Source organism: Agrococcus sp. ProA11 (genome assembly GCF_039880525.1).
Taxonomy (GTDB): Bacteria; Actinomycetota; Actinomycetes; order Actinomycetales; family Microbacteriaceae; genus Agrococcus; species Agrococcus chionoecetis.
The window spans coordinates 2,463,386-2,482,593 of the sequence record NZ_CP156989.1 but is presented as its reverse complement, the minus strand read 5'-3'; the positions used below and the strand labels follow the sequence as shown (position 1 = coordinate 2,482,593).

The 19,208-nt window shown below is 67.6% G+C and carries 16 protein-coding genes and 1 pseudogene; 11 read left to right on the top strand and 6 right to left on the bottom strand.

What is annotated here, in order from left to right; all coding sequences use genetic code 11:
* Positions 1-3: 3 nt before the first annotated feature.
* The 10 genes and pseudogenes from brxL to ABG090_RS11845 all read left to right on the top strand — a co-directional run bounded on the left by brxL (position 4) and on the right by ABG090_RS11845 (position 12,641).
* A complete protein-coding gene (gene brxL, locus ABG090_RS11890) occupies positions 4-2,202 on the top strand; it encodes a BREX system Lon protease-like protein BrxL (RefSeq protein ID WP_347754751.1) in 2,199 nt (732 codons plus the stop codon).
* A 299-nt stretch (positions 2,203-2,501) separates the two neighbouring features.
* A protein-coding gene (locus ABG090_RS11885; protein WP_347754749.1) for an IS3 family transposase occupies positions 2,502-3,757 on the top strand; the annotation gives its coding sequence in 2 pieces (ribosomal slippage) (positions 2,502-2,772 and positions 2,772-3,757; 1,257 coding nt in all).
* Between the two features lie 28 nt (positions 3,758-3,785).
* Positions 3,786-4,982 (top strand): annotated as a pseudogene (locus ABG090_RS11880) (IS256 family transposase); the annotation flags it as partial.
* Between the two features lie 458 nt (positions 4,983-5,440).
* Positions 5,441-6,637 carry an ISL3 family transposase gene (locus ABG090_RS11875; protein ID WP_347754746.1) on the top strand — a complete coding sequence of 399 codons (1,197 nt, stop codon included), beginning with the start codon at positions 5,441-5,443 and terminating at the stop codon, positions 6,635-6,637.
* 269 nt (positions 6,638-6,906) lie between these two features.
* On the top strand, positions 6,907-7,947 hold the full coding sequence (locus tag ABG090_RS11870) for an EcsC family protein (RefSeq protein ID WP_347754744.1): 1,041 nt from the start codon (positions 6,907-6,909) through the stop codon (positions 7,945-7,947).
* Between the two features lie 151 nt (positions 7,948-8,098).
* The gene (locus tag ABG090_RS11865; protein WP_347754741.1) at positions 8,099-8,809 is read left to right on the top strand and encodes a hypothetical protein; all 711 of its coding nucleotides are present in this window, start codon (positions 8,099-8,101) and stop codon (positions 8,807-8,809) included.
* Positions 8,810-8,976: 167 nt separating this feature from the next.
* Positions 8,977-9,381, top strand: a complete 405-nt coding sequence (locus ABG090_RS11860) for a nuclear transport factor 2 family protein (RefSeq protein ID WP_347754738.1) — start codon at positions 8,977-8,979, stop codon at positions 9,379-9,381.
* Between the two features lie 111 nt (positions 9,382-9,492).
* The gene (locus tag ABG090_RS11855) at positions 9,493-10,896 is read left to right on the top strand and encodes a cytosine permease (RefSeq protein WP_347754736.1); all 1,404 of its coding nucleotides are present in this window, start codon (positions 9,493-9,495) and stop codon (positions 10,894-10,896) included.
* Positions 10,893-11,549 carry a cyclase family protein gene (locus ABG090_RS11850; RefSeq protein WP_347754735.1) on the top strand — a complete coding sequence of 219 codons (657 nt, stop codon included), beginning with the start codon at positions 10,893-10,895 and terminating at the stop codon, positions 11,547-11,549. Before ABG090_RS11855 ends, ABG090_RS11850 begins: the two co-directional genes overlap by 4 nt.
* 114 nt (positions 11,550-11,663) lie before the next feature.
* Positions 11,664-12,641, top strand: a complete 978-nt coding sequence (locus tag ABG090_RS11845; RefSeq protein ID WP_347754733.1) for a DUF429 domain-containing protein — start codon at positions 11,664-11,666, stop codon at positions 12,639-12,641.
* 20 nt (positions 12,642-12,661) lie between these two features.
* Here the strand turns inward: ABG090_RS11845 and ABG090_RS11840 are convergent, their stop codons facing one another.
* The 5 genes from ABG090_RS11840 to ABG090_RS11820 form a co-directional block, all read right to left on the bottom strand.
* Complete coding sequence (locus ABG090_RS11840; protein WP_347754731.1) at positions 12,662-13,831, bottom strand: FAD-binding oxidoreductase; 1,170 nt, start codon at positions 13,829-13,831, stop codon at positions 12,662-12,664.
* Positions 13,832-13,857: 26 nt separating this feature from the next.
* The gene (locus tag ABG090_RS11835) at positions 13,858-14,901 is read right to left on the bottom strand and encodes a Gfo/Idh/MocA family oxidoreductase (RefSeq protein ID WP_347754730.1); all 1,044 of its coding nucleotides are present in this window, start codon (positions 14,899-14,901) and stop codon (positions 13,858-13,860) included.
* On the bottom strand, positions 14,901-15,671 hold the full coding sequence (locus ABG090_RS11830) for an amino acid ABC transporter ATP-binding protein (RefSeq protein WP_347754729.1): 771 nt from the start codon (positions 15,669-15,671) through the stop codon (positions 14,901-14,903). Before ABG090_RS11830 ends, ABG090_RS11835 begins: the two co-directional genes overlap by 1 nt.
* On the bottom strand, positions 15,668-16,456 hold the full coding sequence (locus ABG090_RS11825; RefSeq protein ID WP_347754728.1) for an amino acid ABC transporter permease: 789 nt from the start codon (positions 16,454-16,456) through the stop codon (positions 15,668-15,670). The genes ABG090_RS11830 and ABG090_RS11825 overlap by 4 nt, the downstream gene beginning before the upstream one ends.
* A gap of 69 nt (positions 16,457-16,525) precedes the next feature.
* A complete protein-coding gene (locus ABG090_RS11820) occupies positions 16,526-17,383 on the bottom strand; it encodes an ABC transporter substrate-binding protein (RefSeq protein WP_347754726.1) in 858 nt (285 codons plus the stop codon).
* A 206-nt stretch (positions 17,384-17,589) separates the two neighbouring features.
* Between ABG090_RS11820 and ABG090_RS11815 the strand changes: the two genes are divergently transcribed.
* Positions 17,590-18,624: a LacI family DNA-binding transcriptional regulator gene (locus tag ABG090_RS11815; protein ID WP_347754725.1), complete on the top strand. Its 1,035-nt coding sequence runs from the start codon at positions 17,590-17,592 to the stop codon at positions 18,622-18,624.
* On the opposite strand, the gene ABG090_RS11810 is transcribed toward ABG090_RS11815, so the two are convergent.
* Positions 18,621-19,169: an NYN domain-containing protein gene (locus ABG090_RS11810; RefSeq protein ID WP_347754723.1), complete on the bottom strand. Its 549-nt coding sequence runs from the start codon at positions 19,167-19,169 to the stop codon at positions 18,621-18,623. The genes ABG090_RS11815 and ABG090_RS11810 overlap by 4 nt on opposite strands.
* Positions 19,170-19,208: the final 39 nt, after the last annotated feature.

Sequence of the window (19,208 nt, the reverse complement as noted above, 5' to 3'; positions counted from 1 at the left end):
GTTGTGACGAACCTCGAAGACGCTCTCGGCGAGATCGATGTTTTCGCTCCTGAGGCGACCGATGCGGCCCCGGCGAAGTCCGAGCTCGACGACAAGATCAACGAGCACTTCGCCGGTGCCGTCGTCCGCAAGGACCTTGTCAAGGCGGTCCGAGGCAACGCTGTGGTGCCATCGTACGTCCTGGAGTACCTGCTGGGCCAGTACGCCGCGTCCGACGACGAGGCGACGATTCAGGCCGGGATCGACAGCGTTCGCCAGATCCTCGCAACCCATTACGTCAACCGCAACGAACACATGCTCGTGAAGTCGGAGATCCGCCGCAAGGGCCGCCATCGCGTGATCGACAAGGTCACGGTCACGCTCAACGAGAAAAACGACGTCCACGAGGCGGAGTTCGAGAACCTCCAGGTCAAGGGCGTCATAATCGACGACGTCACGGTTAAGCACAACCCCAAACTCCTCGTCGGCGGTGTGTGGTGCATCTGCGACATCGAGTACTTCCACTCCGATGACCAGCGCGTCGTGCCGTGGATTCTCGGCAGCCTCAAGCCGATTCAGGTCGCCGGCGCCGACATCGACCACTACTACGAGGCGCGCAAGGCCTTCACCACCGACGAGTGGATCGACCTGCTCATGCAGTCGATCGGTCTCAACCCCGAGCGGTTCAACGAACGCGGCAAACTTATCGCTCTGACTCGGCTCATCCCGTTCGTCGAGCGCAACTACAACGTCGTCGAACTCGGCCCCAAGGGCACCGGCAAGTCGCACACGTTCAGCGAGTTTTCCCCGAACGGCATCCTCATCTCCGGCGGCGAGGTCACCGTCGCCAAGCTCTTCGTGAACAACGCGAGCGGCCGTATCGGCCTGGTCGGGTACTGGGATTGCGTCGCGTTCGACGAGTTCGCCTCCATCCGACGGGCCGACCAGAACCTTGTCAACGTCATGAAGAACTACCTTGCGAACAAGTCGTTCTCGCGAGGAACGAGCATCTACGGCGCCGAGGCCTCGATGGCCTTCATTGGCAACACCACGCACACAGTGCCGTACATGCTAAAGAACACCGATTTGTTCGACGAACTGCCCGACGCATACCGCGACCCGGCCTGGCTCGACCGCATCCACCACTACATCCCGGGCTGGGAGGTCGCCCCGATCCGCTCGGAGATGTTCTCGACCGGATACGGCTTCGTCGTCGACTACCTCGCCGAGATCCTGCGCGCCAAGCGGTCTGAAGACTTCTCGGACAAGTACAAGGAGTACTTCGCACTTGACAACTCGATCTCGACGCGCGACCAGGACGGCGTCCGCAAGACCTTTTCGGGGCTAATGAAGCTTGTGCACCCGAGTGGCGCGGCCACCGAGGACGAGATCCGTGCGCTGCTCGAGTTCGCGATCGAGGGTCGCAAGCGCATCAAGGACTCGATCCTTCGCATCGACGCCACGATGCGCGACACCTCCGTCCACTTCCGGTACGCCGACAAGACGGGCGGGTGGCACGACGTCACCACACTTGAAGAGGACCAGTACCCACAGCTTTATCGACGGGACTGGGATTCATCGCCCCACGATGAAGGCGGCTCAGGTGCAGGTGCGCCTACAGCGACCTATCCGACCCCGACGCCCGCGCCATCGACCGCCTCTTCTGCGGCCGCACCGGACAAGCCCGCGGAGCCCGCTACCTCAGCGTTGGCCGAGGGGCATCGGGACTTCACGGCCGGCCAGAAGGGCGTGTCCTACGAAGCACTCCTTCTGCCTTACCTTCGCGGCGCATCCAAGATCACCATCACGGACCCGTACATCCGCCTGCCGCACCAGGGGCGCAACCTCGCGGACCTGCTGAGCCTGCTCGCCGCGGCCAAGGACGACGCCGACGAGATCGATGTCGAGTTGGTCACCACCGAGGAGCCAAAGGTCGAGTTCAAGCACAACCAGTTGCTAATGCTCAAGTCGATCAAAGACGCGTCCGACGCCGTAGGTGTACGCCTCGGTGTGCGGCTCGACGATACGATCCACGACCGCCGCCTCGAGACCAACCACGGTTGGCGTGTTGACCTCGGCAAGGGCCTCGACATCTGGCAGAAGCCGAGCGACAACCCCTTCGACTTCGGCCGTAACCGCCAGGAGTTCCGACTCATTGGCTCCGCGTTCAGTGTCCACTACGTGAAGATCCCCATCGCGCCCAGAGAGGAGGCAGCGCAGTGACACGTCTTCGTCGAATCGAGCACGGCGCGTGGCGTCATGGCAAGTCCGGAGCGAGCCGATGACATCGGATTAGGCCGAAGCCGTCGTGGGCCGAGGTCATCCGGATGTTGGCTCGCTAACTTCAGGCGACGACGTCTGCATCCGTGTCGCTCGTCCTCGGCTCGGCTGATTGGCTGGAATGCGATGCGAGGCTGGTTTCCGTTGCATCCTCGAAGGTGGCACCGGGAGCAGCGGCGGCACTGTGAACCGTCCCCGGTTTGATGCCGGTTCCTTTCGAGTCTGGAAGGAAGATAGTCATCATGCCGAAGCAGATCCCGGAGGAGACGAAGCAGCGAGCGATCCGGCTCGTGCTCGACCATCTCGATGAGTACCCGAACCTGACGACCGCGTGCGAGACGGTCTCGAAACGGCTCGGCTTCGGGGCCGAGTCGCTGCGCCGATGGGTGCGGCAGGCTCAGATCGACGCCGGCGAACGGCAGGGCGCCTCGACGAGCGAGTCGGAGCGGGTGCGGCGGCTTGAGCGGGAGAACCGTGAGCTGCGTGAGGCGAACGCGATCCTGCGCGACGCGGCGGTTTTCTTCGCCGGGGAACTCGACCCCCGACGCCGCTGATCGTCGGCTTCATCGACGAGCAGCGAGCCAAGGGCCGCGCGGTCGAGTCGATCTGCCAGGTCCTGCGGGAGCAGGGTGTGGAGGTCGCCGCGCGAACCTACCGGGCGTGGAAGCACGCTCAGCCGAGCAGCAGGGACCTCGCCGACGCGGCCGTCATCGACGCGCTGCTGGCGACCGTCGGCACGCCGGAGGGCATGTACGGGCGGCGGAAGATGACCACGCATCTGCGACGTGCCGGCCACGACGTGTCCCAGCGGCGCGTGGACCGGCTGATGCGGGATCTCGGCCTCAACGGCCGGGTGCGCGGGCGTGGCGTGCGCACGACCGTCCCGGATCGGAACGCCGAGCGCGCACCGGATCTGCTCGAGCGGGACTTCACCGCGCCCGCGCCGAACCAGCGCTGGGTGGCGGACTTCACCTACGTGCGCACCTGGGCCGGGTTCGCGTACGTGTCGTTCGTGATCGACTGCTTCTCACGCGCGATCGTCGGCTGGCAGGCCGCGACCACGAAGACGACACCGTTGGTGACCACGGCGCTGCGGATGGGCCTGTGGCGGCGCGACCGAGCCGGCCGCCCGGCGCTCGACGGACTGGTCCATCACAGCGATGCCGGGTCTCAATTCACGTCCGTGAGCTTCGCCGAGACGCTCGCCCTGGAGGGCATCGCTGCGTCGATCGGCTCGATCGGCGACGCGTATGACAATGCTCTCGCCGAGTCGACGATCGGGCTGTTCAAGACCGAAGCGATTCGCGACGACTCGCCCTTCCGGACCGGTCCGCTCAAGCAGCTGGAGGACGTCGAATGGGTCACCGCTGAATGGGTCGACTGGTACAACGCCAGGCGCCTGCACACGACCCTCGGCGACGTCCCTCCCGAGGAGTTCGAGGCCGCGTACTACGCTGACCTCGAAACGCCATCACACCCGGTGCTGGCACCCGCATAGGAGCGGCAGAGAACCGGGGACGGTTCAGTCCGACGCGTCGCCGGATCTGATGCGCAGTCTGTTGCAGACGATGATCAACGCGCTGCTGTCCGCCGATGCGGACGCGGTGGTGGGCGCGGAATGGGGCCAGCCCAGCCCCGACCGGCTCGCGCGTCGCACCGGCTACCGGCATCGCCCGCTCGACACCCGGGTCGGCACGGTCGATGTCGCGATCCCGAAGCTGCGGCAAGGCACCTACTTCCCCGACTGGCTGCTCGAGCGGCGCAAGCGCGCCGAGACGGCGCTGATCACGGTCGTCGCCGACTGCTACCTCGCGGGCGTCTCCACCAGGCGGATGGACAAGCTGGTGAAGACGCTCGGCATCCACTCGCTGTCGAAGTCGCAGGTCTCGCGCATGGCGGCCGAGCTCGACGAGCACGTCGAGCAGTTCCGCCACCGACCGTTGGACGAGGCTGGACCGTTCACGTTCGTCGCCGCGGATGCGCTGACGATGAAGGTCCGCGAGGGCGGCCGCGTCATCAACGCCGTCGTGCTCGTCGCGACTGGCGTGGACGGCGACGGGCGCCGAGAGGTCCTCGGCATGCAGGTCGCCACCAGCGAGACCGGGCCGGCCTGGAACACGTTCTTCGCCGACCTCGTCGCCCGCGGCCTGGCGGGCGTGCGCCTGGTCACCTCCGACGCCCACCGCGGGCTCGTGGAGGCGATCGCCGCGAACCTGCCGGGAGCGGCCTGGCAACGCTGCCGCACCCACTATGCCGCGAACCTCATGTCGGTGACGCCCAAGAGCTACTGGCCGGCCGTGAAGGCGATGCTGCACTCCGTCTACGACCAGCCCGACGCTGCCGCCGTGCACGCTCAGTTCGAGCGGCTGCTCGACTACGTCGAGGAGAAGCTGCCCGACGCGCACCAGCACCTCGATGCCGCCCGAGCCGACATCCTCGCCTTCACCGGCTATCCCGAGGCCGTTTGGCAGCAGATCTGGTCGAACAACCCGAACGAGCGCCTGAACCGTGAGATCCGCCGCCGTACCGATTCCGTCGGCATCTTCCCGAACCGCGACGCGATCATCCGCCTCGTCGGCGCGGTCCTGGCCGAGCAGACCGACGAATGGGCCGAAGGTCGCCGATACCTCGGCATCGACGTGCTCGCCAAGAGCCGCCTTACCCTCGTCCCCGACACCGGAAGCGAGGTGACCACCGACCCCGTCCTGCAGCTCTCCGCCTAACCCTCCAGAACGAAGGACACCGCTACACCACTACTTGGGACTTGACCCGGTCGAGTTCACCCACGAGCAGTGTCTGGGCGTACAACGGCGGGCTCCCGGGCGGAGGTCGACGCTAACGATGAGAATCGAGGAGCGGTCACCTTCATCGCAGAAGGCAACGAGGCGACGGGACGCGGCGAGCCCGATGCCTTCGCCGGTTGGGCGACACGAGTCGCGGGGCTTTTTGGGGCTCTTCGGACATTCGGTAGGGCAGGGGCGCGCCGGGTGATGACGCGCGGGTAGGGGTCGAGGTCCCCGAAGATCGGAAGCGCTAACCACCCGATCGATCGAAGGACCTCGACGTGTTCCACGCTACGGGGCGCGCTGCCGCGCGCGCTACCGACCCCTGCTCGCGCTGCGATCTGCTGCTTGGCCTGGAGTGTGTCCGGGTCGAGCATGTCGATCGCGGCGCTCGGGTGATGACCGTGACGGTCTCGAGCGCGGATGGGTCGGCCGGATGCCCGTCGTGCGGTGTCGTCGCGGTCGGCCACGGTCGCCGCAAGCGCATGCTCAACGACGCGCCAGGGACCGTGCGGGTCCGAATCCTCTGGCGGCAGCGCGTCTGGCGCTGCCCCGATCCCGACTGCGCGCGCGGCGTCTTCATCGAACAGCTGCCCGGCCTGGTCGCCCCTCGCGGCTCCATCACCGTCCGGGCGATCGACTGGGCGATCGGGCAACTGCGCCGCGAGCATGGCACGATCGCAGGGATCGCCAGGCAGTTGGGCACGTCGTGGAAGACGCTCTGGCGGGCGATCCGGCCAGAGCTGGAACGGCTGGCCGCCGACGAGTCGCGCTTCGACGGCGTCACCTCGCTCGGGGTGGACGAGCACGTCTGGCACCACGTCGACCGCCGCAGGCGTGGGCCCCGCGAGCTCACCGGCATGGTCGACCTCACCCGTGACAGCCAGAGCCGCGTGCGGGCGCGGCTGCTGGATCTCGTGCCCGGCAGAAGCGGCAAGGCCTACTCGGGCTGGCTGGTCGAGCGCGGCGACGCGTTCCGGCGCGGCGTGCGGGTCGCGGCACTGGATCCGTTCGCCGGCTACAAGACCGCGATCGATGCCCGGCTCGATGACGCGACCGCCGTGCTCGACGCGTTCCACGTCGTCAAGCTCGGCACCCAGGTCGTGGACGAGGTCCGCCGGCGCGTGCAGCAGGCCACGCTCGGTCACCGCGGCCGCAAGGGCGACCCGCTCTACGGCATCCAGACGATCCTTCGCGCCGGGGCCGAGCACCTCACCGACAAGCAGCTCGCCCGCCTCGCCGCCGCGATCGAAGCCGACCCTGCCCACGAGGAAGTCTTCATCGCCTGGCAATGCGCGCAAGACCTCCGCACCGCCTACCGCGCCGGCAACCTCGCCGAGGGCCGCGCGATCGCCGAGCGGCTCGCGGACAGCCTGCACACGAGCCCGATCCCGGAGGTCGCGCGGCTCGGGCGGACGCTGCGCCGCTCGCGGGCCGCGTTCCTGGCGTACTTCACCACGAACCGCTCATCGAACGGCGGCACCGAGGCCATCAACGGCATCATCGAACTCCACCGCCGCCTCGCCCGCGGCTTCCGAAACCGCGACAACTACCGCCTCCGCATGCTCCTCGCCGCCGGCGGCCTCACCGCGTGACCCCCACCGAATGTCCGAAGAGCCCTTTTTGGATTGCAGCCATGAGTCGCTGCGACGTCGTCGCCGCCATTGCCAAGTTGATGACCTCGAGACGTCAGGGACGTCGCGCTGGTGTTGCGTTGTGGCGCCGTCCGCCGGGTTGGCGAGAGGCCGCTGTTGCGCCTCGAAGCGGCGGCGGGTGAGCCCTTCCGCAAGCGCCGATGGCGCACATGTCGGCCGTTTCTGATTGCATAGCGCCAGCGGCTGATCCGATCCGAGGAGCGCAGTACATGACGCAGATTTCAGCTTACGAAGAGAAGGTTTGGTCCGCTCTTGTTGCGGGGGAGCGAGCGCGGCGAAGCCGGCCTGCCTCACGTGTAGTCACGCGTGTCTCCCACGCGGTCGGCATCGCTGTCGCTCGGGTGCGAGAGAACGAAGTCGCCGATTCGGTATTCGAGTTGAGTGGAGAGACGCTCGGCAAGGCACTTGAGGGCGCGTTCCACGCCGTGTTCATCCCCGCGATTCGAACGGCATCGATCGACCGCGCAGAGCGCCGTGTCCTCAAGTCCTTCCCCCAGGCGGACCCTGAATCGCCATTCTTGTCGATCGACTTGAAGCATCTCGATCGTCATCGGCCCGGAACTGTTACCCCGTTCGTCGGAGCTGCAGAGTCGGGCGCTGCATCCGTTGTCGTTAGCGGGTTGACAGTCAGCGCAACGGTGAGTGGCGGCACGACGGCACTGGTCGCACTGGGTGCCATTGCCGCGGATGCCATTGCTTCCATCGCATTGCTCGGCAGAACGATCGCCGAGATTGCAGCGAATTATGGTTACGATCCCCGACTGCCTGAGGAAGAACTGTATTTGCTCGGCGTGCTCAATTACAGCATGGCTGCAACCAGCGGCAGCAGGACCGCCGCGCTTGCTAGCGTCTCACGGCTATCGCAACAGATGATGCGAAACCCCACATGGGCCCAACTCAGCACTGACCCCATTGTCATCATCATCCAGCGCATCTTCGCGACGTTGGGACTGAAGTTGACCCATACCAAGTTGGCGACCGCTGTGCCGATAGCAGGGGTCGTCATCTCGTCGGGGTTGAGCTTCCAAGCGCTGAAGAGCGCTGCCGATGATGCGACGAGGCTCTACCGAGCGCGGTACCTCGCGGAGAAGCACAACCTGTCGTGGGATGCAATGTTCGACGCAAGCCAAGCTCGTGCAACCGATGATGAGTCGTCCATTGATCCGTCCAGCGCGGCGGTCGATGACTTGTTCAATCAGGTCGTAGACGGCGTCGTCGAAGGCGACGTCCCCGCTGGGCGGGCGAGTTGAGCATGTCGGCGCGATGGCAGAAGAACTTCAGTCGAATGTCGTCGGCTCGCAGCCTCCTCGGCGCGGCGTCGAGTCGCATCCTGACTTGGGCGATGATGTCCGGGTCGCTGTCGCGTGCAGGACGTGCGCGCCGCCGCGAAGGAGTGGATGCGTGACCGAGTCCCAGAGCAAACACCTACGTCGTCAGAATGCGCTCGCCTGGTGGTTCGCGTCGACGCTGGCGCGAAGGAACTCGCGCCTCCTCGTTTGGGGACACCATCCGATGGGTGGCTTCTACGACTCGCTCGGGATTCGCGACGGAGAACTGAGAGACTTCGGCTCGACGGTCGACATCAATCGTCCCGGCAGTCTGCACGTGCACGCTGACCGGGATTGGCGACCGGTTGGTATGTCCGAGATGTTGCAACTCGATGAGCCCTTCGCATTGGTGAAGCGGGTGGAGTCTGCGGCCGGGTGGGCTAAGGGTCATGCCGTGACCACACCTCGGTCGCTGACCTACCGGGTGATCGCTAATGTGCTCCAATCGCAAGTGGAAGACAAGCATGCTTGGGACGCACGGCACGTGCGACCGTCGACGGCGGCACTCGACGAGACGTCCGAGCTGTACTTGCCACCGTCCGTGATCGAGGGTTTCCCGGGTGGCGTTGAGCTCGTCTCGAGCCGCGACGAGACAAGGACCATGTTCGAGCCTTGGGAGCACATCTGGGTGCTCCTACGAGGCGAAGCGCCAGTCGCGATCTTCGATACGGAGGGACGGGTGGCTACGTTCCACGGCACTCACGAGATGATGCCTATCTACAAGGCCGAGGGGCATCGGCTCGGCAGTGTGATCGCTGCGACTCTAGGGCGCACCCTGCCCTAGGGGTTGTCCGTCGCCGCGGCATGAGCGACAGGACTGTTCCGCGCCGCGTCAACAGACTTAGCTCACATCGTTTCAGAAGGTTCTTGCGCGTTCGTGGCGCACCTCTGGCCAATGTGGGACGCGGTCGCAACTACTGGGCATGGGCCGTTGTGCGCTAAACCGGTTCCATGACCCTCGACGACGAGATCCGCGAAGCCGCCCAGGCGATCGTGCGCGCCTTCCGCAACAACGACGAGGAGGCGTACTTCGCCGGCTTCGCCGACGACTGCTCCTTCGCGTTCCACACCGATACTGCGCCGCTGCTCGGCGCCGACGCCTGGCGCGAAGGCTGGCGCGAACTGCAGGCGAGCGGCTGGCGAGTGCAGGAGTGCCGCACGCTGTGGGATCACGTGCAAGTCATTGGCGACGGCGGCGTCTACCTGCATGAGCTCGAGACGACGGCAGGAGAGCCGGACGCGGTCGAGACCTATCGTGAGCGCGAGTCGATCGTGTTCGAGCGGCGGGACGCGCGCCTGGTTGCGGTGCACGAGCATCTTTCGCCGATTCCGGCGCAGGACGACGGCGGGGCGTGAGGCGACGCATTCGCCGATGACTGACACTGGTCTCGAGACGCGCCCTTTGGGCGCTCCTCGACCGACAGGGGACGGCACTCCTCGACGACGACGAACCACTGAAGGACATCCATGACCGACACCAATCGCCGCCGCCTGCTCGATCGGATCGAGGAGGGCTCCGGCGGCTTCGGCCCGATCCGCGGCAACCGCGGCACCGGCCGCGTGCTGCTCATCTGGCTGGCCGCCAACCTCGTCGTCACGACGCTCCTCACCGGCACGCTGTTCGTGCCGGGCGTGAGCATCGGCGAAGCGATCATGTGGATCGCCCTCGGCACCGTCATGGGCGCGGTCGTTCTGACGCTCATCGGCGTGATGGGCGTACGCACCGGCCTGCCGACCATGTCGCTCACGCGCGGCTCCTTCGGCCTTCGCGGCTCGATCGTGCCCGCTATCTCGAACTTCATCGTGCTGATGGGCTGGTCGTGGGTGCAGGCGATGCTCGCCGGCATCTCGATCGACTGGCTCGTCGCGCAGGCGACGGGCTTCTCGAACCCGGCGATGTGGGCGGCGATCTGCCAGGCGATCGTCGTGACGCTCGCGATCTTCGGCCACGAGGGCATCGCCCGCATCGAGCCCTACTTCGCGTTCGTGATCCTCGGCATCATGGCCTACATCTTCGTGGTCGCGCTCACGACCTACGCGCCCACCGAGTTCGCCGCGATCGAGCCCGACCCCGAGTTCGGCATGACGAGCTCGCTGGTGTTCGACATCGTCTTCGCCACGGCAATCTCCTGGACGGTGCTCTCCGCCGACCTCACCCGCGTCGCCCGCACGCAGCGCGCCGGCGGCGTCGGCGCCTTCGTCGGCTACACGCTCTCCACGACGCTGACCATGACGCTTGGCGCGGTCGCGATCGCCTTCGTGCTGCTCTCCGGCGGCGAGGTCATCGCCTTCGACCCGGTGACGATCATCGAGGCCTTCGGTGCCCCGCTCGCGATCGCCATCTTCCTGTCGGTCATGGCGACCAACACGATGGTCATGTACGGGATGACGCTGTCGCTCACGAACGCGCTCCCCACCCGCAAGCCGCTGCGCTTCCTGCCGACCGCGCTCGTCGTCGGCGCGATCGCGATCATCGGCTCGACCTGGCTCGCGCTGCTCGAGCAGTTCACCGTCTTCCTGTCGACCATCGGCGCCCTCTTCATCCCGGTGTTCGCGATCATGATCGTCGACTACTACCTGATCCGCGGCCGCGCCTACGGCCGCGACATCCTCGAGCGCAAGGGCGGCCGCTACTGGTTCACCGGCGGCGTGCACTGGGCGGCGATCGTCACCTGGGCCATCGGCGCACTCACCTACCTCGCGCTCACGTTCTGGTGGGGTTCGCCGATTGGGGCGGCACTGCCGACCTTCGCCGTGGCGTTCCTCCTCTACTGGGTCTGGGCGCGTGCGACGCGCGTCGGTGCCGGTGACACGGTGGAATCGCGCAACCTGGCTGAGGTCGAGGGCGTCACCGACGGCGACGCCGCGTGATCGTCGACCTGTCGCATCCGATCGTCACGGGGATGCCGCTGTATCCAGGTGATCCGGAGGTGGCGACGTCGCCGGCCACCACGCTCGAGGCCGACGGCTTCGCCGTGACGGCGCTGCAGCTCGGCTCCCACTCGGGCACGCACGTGGATGCGCCGTCGCACTCCATCGCGGGCGGCGCGGCGATCGACGAGATCGACCCCTCGCGGCTGATGGGCCGCGCGCGCATCCTGCGGGTGACCGTCGGTGATGGCGAGACGATCGGCGTGGACGGGCTCGACGCGCAGCTGCGCGCCTGGGATGGCGAGCGGATTGCCCTCCTCCACACCGGGTGGGATGCCCACTGGGGCACCGACCGCATGCTGCGGCACCCGGCGGTCTCGGTCGAGTTCGCGGACGCGCTGCTCGCGCTCGGCGTCGATGTGCTCGGCGTCGACACGCTCAGCCCCGACTCATCGGAGCCTGGCGCGGACGACGCCGACGACGGCCCCGCGGTGCTACCGGTGCACGATCGCTGGCTCGGCGCGGGTGGTCTCATCATCGAGAACCTGCGTGGGCTGGACATGGTGCCGGGGGAGACGTGCGAGCTGATCGCGCTGCCCCTGCGGCTGCAGCGGCTCGACGGGTCGCCGGTGAGGGCGATCGCGCGCTGCTGAGCACTCCGCCGTTAGCGTCACCCCGGCGGTCATCCAGTAGACATCTGGTTGCTGCTCTCGCGAGACTCGCCGGGCAGGCCGCCGACAGAGACCCACGGCGCTAGCGTGATGCCCATGAGTGAGGACGCTTCGGTACACGTCGGCATCGACCTTGCGTGGGGTCCGAAGAATCGCACCGGCCTCGGGGTGGTCGCCGCGGATGGCCGGCTGCTCGCATCGGGAAGCGCAGGCGGAGACGACGAGATCGTCGAATGGATCCGTGCGAACGCGCCGCAGCTGGGCGTGGTCGCCATCGATGCTCCACTGATCGTGACGAACGCGGTGGGACGGCGGATGTGCGAGTCGTTCATCCACGCGGCTTTCGGGCGGTACGACGCCAGTCCGCACTCCACGAACCTCGGCAACCCTGAGATGAACCCGCCACGAGGAGCGGTGATCGCTGAGCGGCTTGGCCTGCCGGTCGATCCAGACGGACCGCGCGATGCGGTCGCGATCGAGGTCTACCCGCATCCAGCGATGGTCGGTCTGTGGGAACTCGACCTGATCCTGAAGTACAAGCACAAGGCGAAGTACGAGTTCTCGTTCCGGAAGGAGCAGTTCGGCCAGTTGCTGACTCTGCTCAAGGGAGAGTCATCACTCCGCGTCGCCGAGTCTCCCCGATGGGGTGAGATCCGTGCAGTCGCGGCGCAGGCGACAAAGCACAGCGAGTTGAACCGCATCGAAGATGAGGTGGACGGCATCGTCTGCGCGTGGCTGGCGTATCTCTGGGCTAATGCTGACGAGCGGCTTGAGGTCTACGGCGATACTGCAACCGGCTACATCGTCGCGCCCGAACCTCCTCGCCATCGTCCCCGGCCACGCTCGGAGAGACAGGCGCCACGATCCGCTTCGCGGTCTGCCGCGGTCCAGCCAGCAGTGCGGTTCGTGGACACAGGGTCGGATCGAGCCGACGCGGGCGCTGTTGTCGGTCAACCCGAGTTCTACCTAGACGGCCCAAGCGGCCGCAGGCTGCTGACGTCTGCCGAAGCGCGGATGCTCGAAGGCGCACTTGCCGCCGTTCGCGACGAGACCGCGCGAACCATCGCTGGCTGATCGCCGCCGAGCCGCGTCCGCTACCGCAGCGGCACCCACGCTCCGGTGCCCACCGGCTCAGCAGCCTCCGCGGTCGCGAAGCGCTCGATGCTGAACGGCGCAAGCACCGGCGACGAGGTGCCGGTCGCGATCTCCTCGGCGAGCAGTTCTCCCAGCACGAGTCCGAGCGTCGCGCCCGAATGCGTGAACAGCGTGTAGAGCCCGTCGACCGACGGCACGCGCCCGGCAACCGGGTCGCCGTCGCCGGGGATGGGCTTGAGCCCAGCGCCGACGCGCTGCGCCGTCAGCGTTGGGTTGCCCGCCAGCACCTTCGACGCCGCTTCGAGCAATCCCTGCACCGACGCATCCGGCACGGTGATCGTGCCATCGTCGGCGACGCGGATCGACTGCTCGGCCCAGTCGGCGTCGAGCACGAGGCGACCGTCGGGCGTGGGGCGCACGGCCACACGAGGAGTATTGAGCACGGTCTTGACGGGCACGTCGACCGGGTCGGTGAAGAGCACGAATGCAGTGGGCGTGGCGTCGGGTACCTCGACACCGAGTGCCAGCAGCTGCGCCGGCACGGCACCGCCGGTGGCGAGCACGACGCGGTCCGCGTCGATGCGCGAGCCGTCACCGAGGATCACACCCGCGACCGAGCCGTCCTGCGCGTCGACGCGGGCGTCGCCAGCCTCCTCGACGACGCGCGCGCCGAGCGCGGTCGCCTCGTCGATGAGCGCCGCAATGAGGTTCGGCAGGTTGACCCAGCCCTCACCGGGGTTGAAGATCGCGCCTTCTTCGGCCACTGCGTCCGGATCCACGTCGGGAGCGACGCGACTGATGTCGGCTCGGTCGACCCACACGGAGTCATAGCCGCCAGCGCGCTCGAAGGCGTAGGTGTCCGCGAAGCTCTCGCCCGGCGCCGCCCACTTCAGGGCGCCATCGAACCGGAGATACGAAGCGCTCTCCGGGTGGCGAACCGCCCACGTGCGGTAACGGTCGAGCGCGAGCAGGCGCAGGTAGTGGTAGGCGCCCGAGCGCGCACCGGAGGAGTTCAGCCACGCGATCGAGCGGCTGGATGCTCCGTCGGCGATGGCGCCCGCGGTGACGAGAGTGGCTTGGACGCCCGCGCGCGCGAGGTGCGCGAGCGTCGACGCGCCGAGGATGCCGCCGCCGAGCACGACGACGTGGGTGGGCTGGCTGTTGGCCATGGTGGTGTTCGCTTTCTGGTCGAAGGTCAGCGCGCTGCCAGGGCGTGCGCCTGCTCGATGATCTGGAGTGCCGCGACGGCGTCGCGGGGGTCGACGGGCAGTGGCCCGCCGGTGCGCAGCGCGATAGCGAGCTGGCGGTAGAACGCGCCGTAATCACCGCGCTGCGTCGGCACCGGGTGATGCTCAGCGTCGGTGCCGAGCGTGCCCCAGCGCGCTTCGGGCGTCTCGCCGAAGCCGGGATCCCCGGGGCGCGCACTGGCGATGAGCGCCGGCTCCTGTCCGTCGAGCCCCCAGGACGTGTAGGCGGCGCGCGAGCCGAGCACGCGGAATCGCGGGCCGCACATCGGCGCGACCGCACTCATCCACAGGTGTGAGATCACGCCCGACTCATGCTGCAGTGCCACGAAGGAGTCGTCATCGGCGCCGGCGCCCGCGCGACGGGTGGAGGCCTCGGCGTGCACGTGCGAGACCGGCCCGAAGAGCTGCAGCGCCTGATCGATCAGGTGCGCGCCCAGGTCGTAGAGGATGCCGCCGGCTTCTGCCGCGGTGGCCTCGGCCTTCCATCCGGCACGCAACTGCGGCTTCCACCATTCGAAGCGCGATTCGAAGCGACGGATGTCGCCCAGCGCGCCGTCGTCGACGAGCGCCCGCAGCGTGCGGAAGTCGCCATCCCAGCGACGGTTCTGGAACACGGTGATCCGTCGGCCGAGCCGCTCGGCCTGCGCGATGAGCGCTTCCGCCTCCCGTGCTGTCGCGACGAAGGGCTTGTCGACGACGACGTCGAGCCCGGCCTCGAGGGCGGCGCGCGCAAGCGCTGCGTGCGTGCCGCTGGGGGAGCCGATCACGACCAGGTCGATCGACTCGCTCTCGGCCCATAGCTCTGCCGGTGTCGAGAGGATGCGGGCGTTCGGGTACTCCTCCGACGCGGCGGCCCTCCGAGTCTCGTCAGCCGTCACGATGACGTCGAGCGAGAAGTCGGGGTCGGCGGCCAGGAAGGGCGCGTGGAAGATGCGACCGGAGGTGCCGAAGCCGATGATCGCCGTGCGGATGGGCGTCTCGGAGCCCGGCATCACAGCACCTCCGACAGGAACCGCTGCAGGCGGACGCTCTGCGGATTCTCGAACAGCTCGTTGGGCGGCCCGGCCTCGACGACCTTGCCCTCATCCATGAAGACGACCTGGTCGGCGACCTTGTGCGCGAAGCCCATCTCGTGCGTGACGACGAGCATGGTCATGCCGCGCTGGGCCAGCTGTGCCATCAGGTTCAGCACGCCCTTGACGAGCTCGGGGTCGAGCGCGCTCGTGACTTCGTCGAAGAGCATGACCTCGGGATCCATCGCCAGCGCACGGGCGATCGCCACGCGCTGCTGCTGACCGCCGGAGAGATCGCGCGGTCGGTGATCGGCGCGCTCGCCGAGCCCGACCTCCTCGAGCCGCTCGCGCGCGATGCGCTGCGCTTCCGCCTTCGACATCCGCTTCACATTGCGCAGCGCGAGCGCCACGTTCTCGAGGGCGCTGTGGTCGGGGAAGAGGTTGAAGTGCTGGAAGACCAGGCCGATGCGCCGACGAATCTCATCGGGCTTCTGGTTCAGCACGCTCTCGTCTGCGAGCAGCACATCACCCGACTTCGGCTCGTGCAGGCGGTTGACGCCGCGCAGCAGCGTCGACTTGCCCGACCCCGACGGGCCGATGATGCAGGTGGTGGTGCCGGGAGGAACTGCGAGGCTCACGCCGCGCAGCACCTCGATCTCGCCGTACGCCATGCTCAGGTGGCGCAGCTCAAGGCTCGAGCCGGTGTAGTGGTGGCCATCGGTGATGGGCACGGGCGTGGTGTAGGTCATGTGTTGCTCCCGTGGGTGAGCGCCGGGCTGGGCGAGAAGTCCTCCACCTCGTCGAGGCCGCTCTTCGGCGGGGCCGCCTTGCGGCGCCCGGTGCGGAAGCGGTCGTCGAAGTAGTTGACGAGGTGGGTGAGCGGAACGGTGATCACCAGGTAGAAGATGCCGGCGAGCACGAGCGGCGACAGGTTGCCGGTCAGCACGGCCGCGTCCTGCCCCACGCGGAACAGCTCGCGTTCCGAGGCGAGCAGGCCGAGGAAGTAGACGAGGCTGGAATCCTTGACGATCGCGATGAACTGGTTGACGAGCGCGGGAAGTACGCGGCGGATGCCCTGCGGCACGACCACCAGGCGCATCGCCGAGCCGTAGCTCATGCCGAGCGCGCGGCAGGCTTCCAGCTGGCCGCGGTCGACGCTCTGGATGCCGGCGCGGAAGATCTCGCCGATGTAGGCGCTCGCGATCAGGCTGAGCGCGAGGATGCCGAGCGGGTAGGGCGACGGGCCGAAGAACTCCTGGCTGACGCGGGCGAAGCCCTGCCCGATGAGCAGGATGGTGAGGATCGCCGGCAGGCCGCGGAAGATGTCGGTGTAGACGCGCGCCGGGACGCGCAGCCATCGCGAGGGCGAGATGCCCATGATCGCGACGATCATGCCGAGCACGACGCCGATGACGGTCGCGGCGATCGAGATGATGAGGGTGTTGACGAGCCCGGTGCCGAGCATCTGCGGCAGGACCTGCCACATTGCGCCGAAGTCGAGGAACGTCCTGACGAGGTTGTCGAGCCAGTTCATGGTGTGCTCCATCCGGTGGGCGGCGACCGGCGTGAGGTGGATGCCCCGCGCCGGTCGCCGACGGCGGGATTATTCGGACTGCTCGCCGGAGGGCAGGTACTGCTCGGGCATCGGGGAGCCCGGGAACCACTCCTGGTAGAGCTCCTTCCAGGTGCCGTCCTCCATGGCTGCGGCGAGTGCCTCGTTGAGGGCCTCCTGGAACGCCGGGTTGTCCTTCGCGATCGCGAAGCCAGCAGGAGCGTCGAACGACGGGATGTCGATCGAGTTCACGAGCCCGTACTGCTCCGCGTACACCTTTGCCGCCTCGTAGTCGAGGAACGTCGCGTTGATGGAGCCCGAGTTGACGCCGGAGATCGCGGTGTTGTTGTCGGGGAAGCGAACCAGCTCGGTGTCGGTGAAGTGCTCGACCGCGTACGCCTCCTGCAGCGTGCCCTGCACGACGCCGAGACGCATGCCGGCCAGGTCCTCGACATCGCTGATGCCGGCGTCGGGGCTCGCCATCACCGTGAGGTAGCCCGCGAGGTAGCCGTCGGAGAAGTCGACCGTCTGCTGGCGCTCCTCGGTGATGCCGATCGCGGCGACGCCCACGTCGAACTGGCCGTTCGCGACCGCGGCGAGCAGACCCGAGAAGTCCTGACCCGTGAAGACGACATCGTCGATGCCGATGCGCTCCGCGACGTCGGTGAACAGCTCGACGTCGAAGCCGGTGAACTCGCCCGACTCATCGGTGAAGGTGTAGGGGCGGGCGTCGCCAAGGCTTGCGACGCGGATCTGGCCCGGCGTGATGAGGCCGTAGGGGTTGTCGTCGACAGCGTCAGCGGTATCGGCCGCGGGGGCGGTGCCGCCAGAGCAGGCGGCCAGGACGAGCGCCGCCGTGGCGGCGACAGTGACGGCCGCCGTGCGGCGGAAGGTGGTGCGGAACTTCATGGTGGTCCTCTCGATGGTGCTGCAGTCGTTGGAGCGTGATCGGATTCGGGGAAGGCTTGCTGAGACCGGTCTCAGTCCCGTACGTTGAGACCGGTCTCAGTTGCTGGGAGCGACAGTACGCGACGATGTGATGAGACGTCAACACGATCTTTGGAGGACGGGTGCCCGAACCCCACGCTGAGGCTGCGAGCCGCCGCGAGGCCACCGTGGCTGACGTCGCATCTGCCGCGGCTGTCTCGAAGGCGACGGCTGCGCGGGCGCTCGGTGACTACGGAGCCGTGAGCGACGCCGTGCGCGATCGCGTGCTGGCGGCTGCGGATCGGCTGGGCTACCGCCCGAATGCGCTCGCACGCACCATGAGCACGGGCCGGTCGAACACCATCGGCATCGTCGTCGGCGACATCGAGAACATCTTCTTCGCGCGCGCGACCCGGGGCGCAGCCGACGTCGCGCGAGAAGCCGGGTATGACCTCATCCTCTCCAACTCCGACGAGGACGCCGAGATCGAGGCGAAGGCGATCGGCGTGCAGCTCGCGAAGCGTGTGGATGGCTTGCTGGTCGCCGCGGCATCATCGCTGGCGACGCAGAACCTGCGCCCGATCATCGAGTCGGGCAGACCGTTGGTGCTGTTCGATCGGGCCGTCCCCGAGCTCGGTGTCGACACCGTCATCGCGGCGAACCGCAGTGGGGCGCGAGACCTCACCGCACTGCTGGTCGATGCGGGCCATCGACGGATCGCGTTCGTCTCCACGCTTGCGCACGCAACCGCCTTCGATGGCTCCGACCCGCTGTACTCGTCGCCGGTGGCTGAGCGCGTGGAAGGCTTCACCGATGCACTCGCGGCGGCGGGCGTCTCGCAACCCGAGGCCTTCGTGCATCTGAACGCGCGAGCAGAAGGCGTAGAGTCGCTCGCGCGACGGCTGCTGACCGGTCGCGACGCCGTCACGGCGGTGGTCGCCTCCGACAGCCTGGTCGCGCTCGGCGTCTTCCGTGCGGCACGCGAACTCGGGCTGCGCATCCCGACCGATCTCTCGCTCGTCGCATTCGACAACGCGGATTGGACAGAGGTCGCGACGCCAGGCATCACGGTGATGGCGCAGCCGATCCACGAGATCGGCGCGGAAGCGGCGCGGCTGCTGATCCGGCGCATCCACGGGTCGAACGATGCTGCGATCACGGTGGTGCTCGATCAGAACCTGATCGTCCGGGAGTCGGTCGCGCCGCCCTCGCGCGACCGCTAGAGGAACTCGAGCGGGTCGAACTCGTCGATCGGGATGACCCGCACGCGCGGCAGGCGGCTGGTGAACGCCGCGACGTCGTACTCGAGGTCGAAGAACTCGGCCCCCGGCACCTCGCGCAGGCTGGCCGCCATGAACTCGCCGAAGCCGAGGATGCCGACGCGGCGGTTCTCGTCCTCAGCCAGGCGTTCGAGCTGCGGCACGAAGTCGCGGTCGTGACTGAGCAGCATGACGTCGGCGTCGCGCTCGACGAGCGCCTCCGCCGTGCGCTGGATGGCGATGTCGACGACCTTGCCGTCACCGCTCAGCGGCACCGGCCGGTAGCCCATCGCGATGAGCGCCTGCACGAACGATGCCGGCAGCTCGTTGGTCACCGCGAGGAAGAACAGCCCCTTGACCGGCTGCTGCCACTCCTGCTCGGCGAAGGTGAGCACCTTGTTCCAGCGCGGCCGCTCATGCGGCTCGGGGCGCCGGTCGAGGATCGAGACGCCGAGCGTCGCATCGATGTTCTCGCCGTCGACGAGGAGATAGGTGGTGCGCTCGGCCATGGCCTGAGCCTATTGGCCGAGCGGCACCAGTGACGTGCA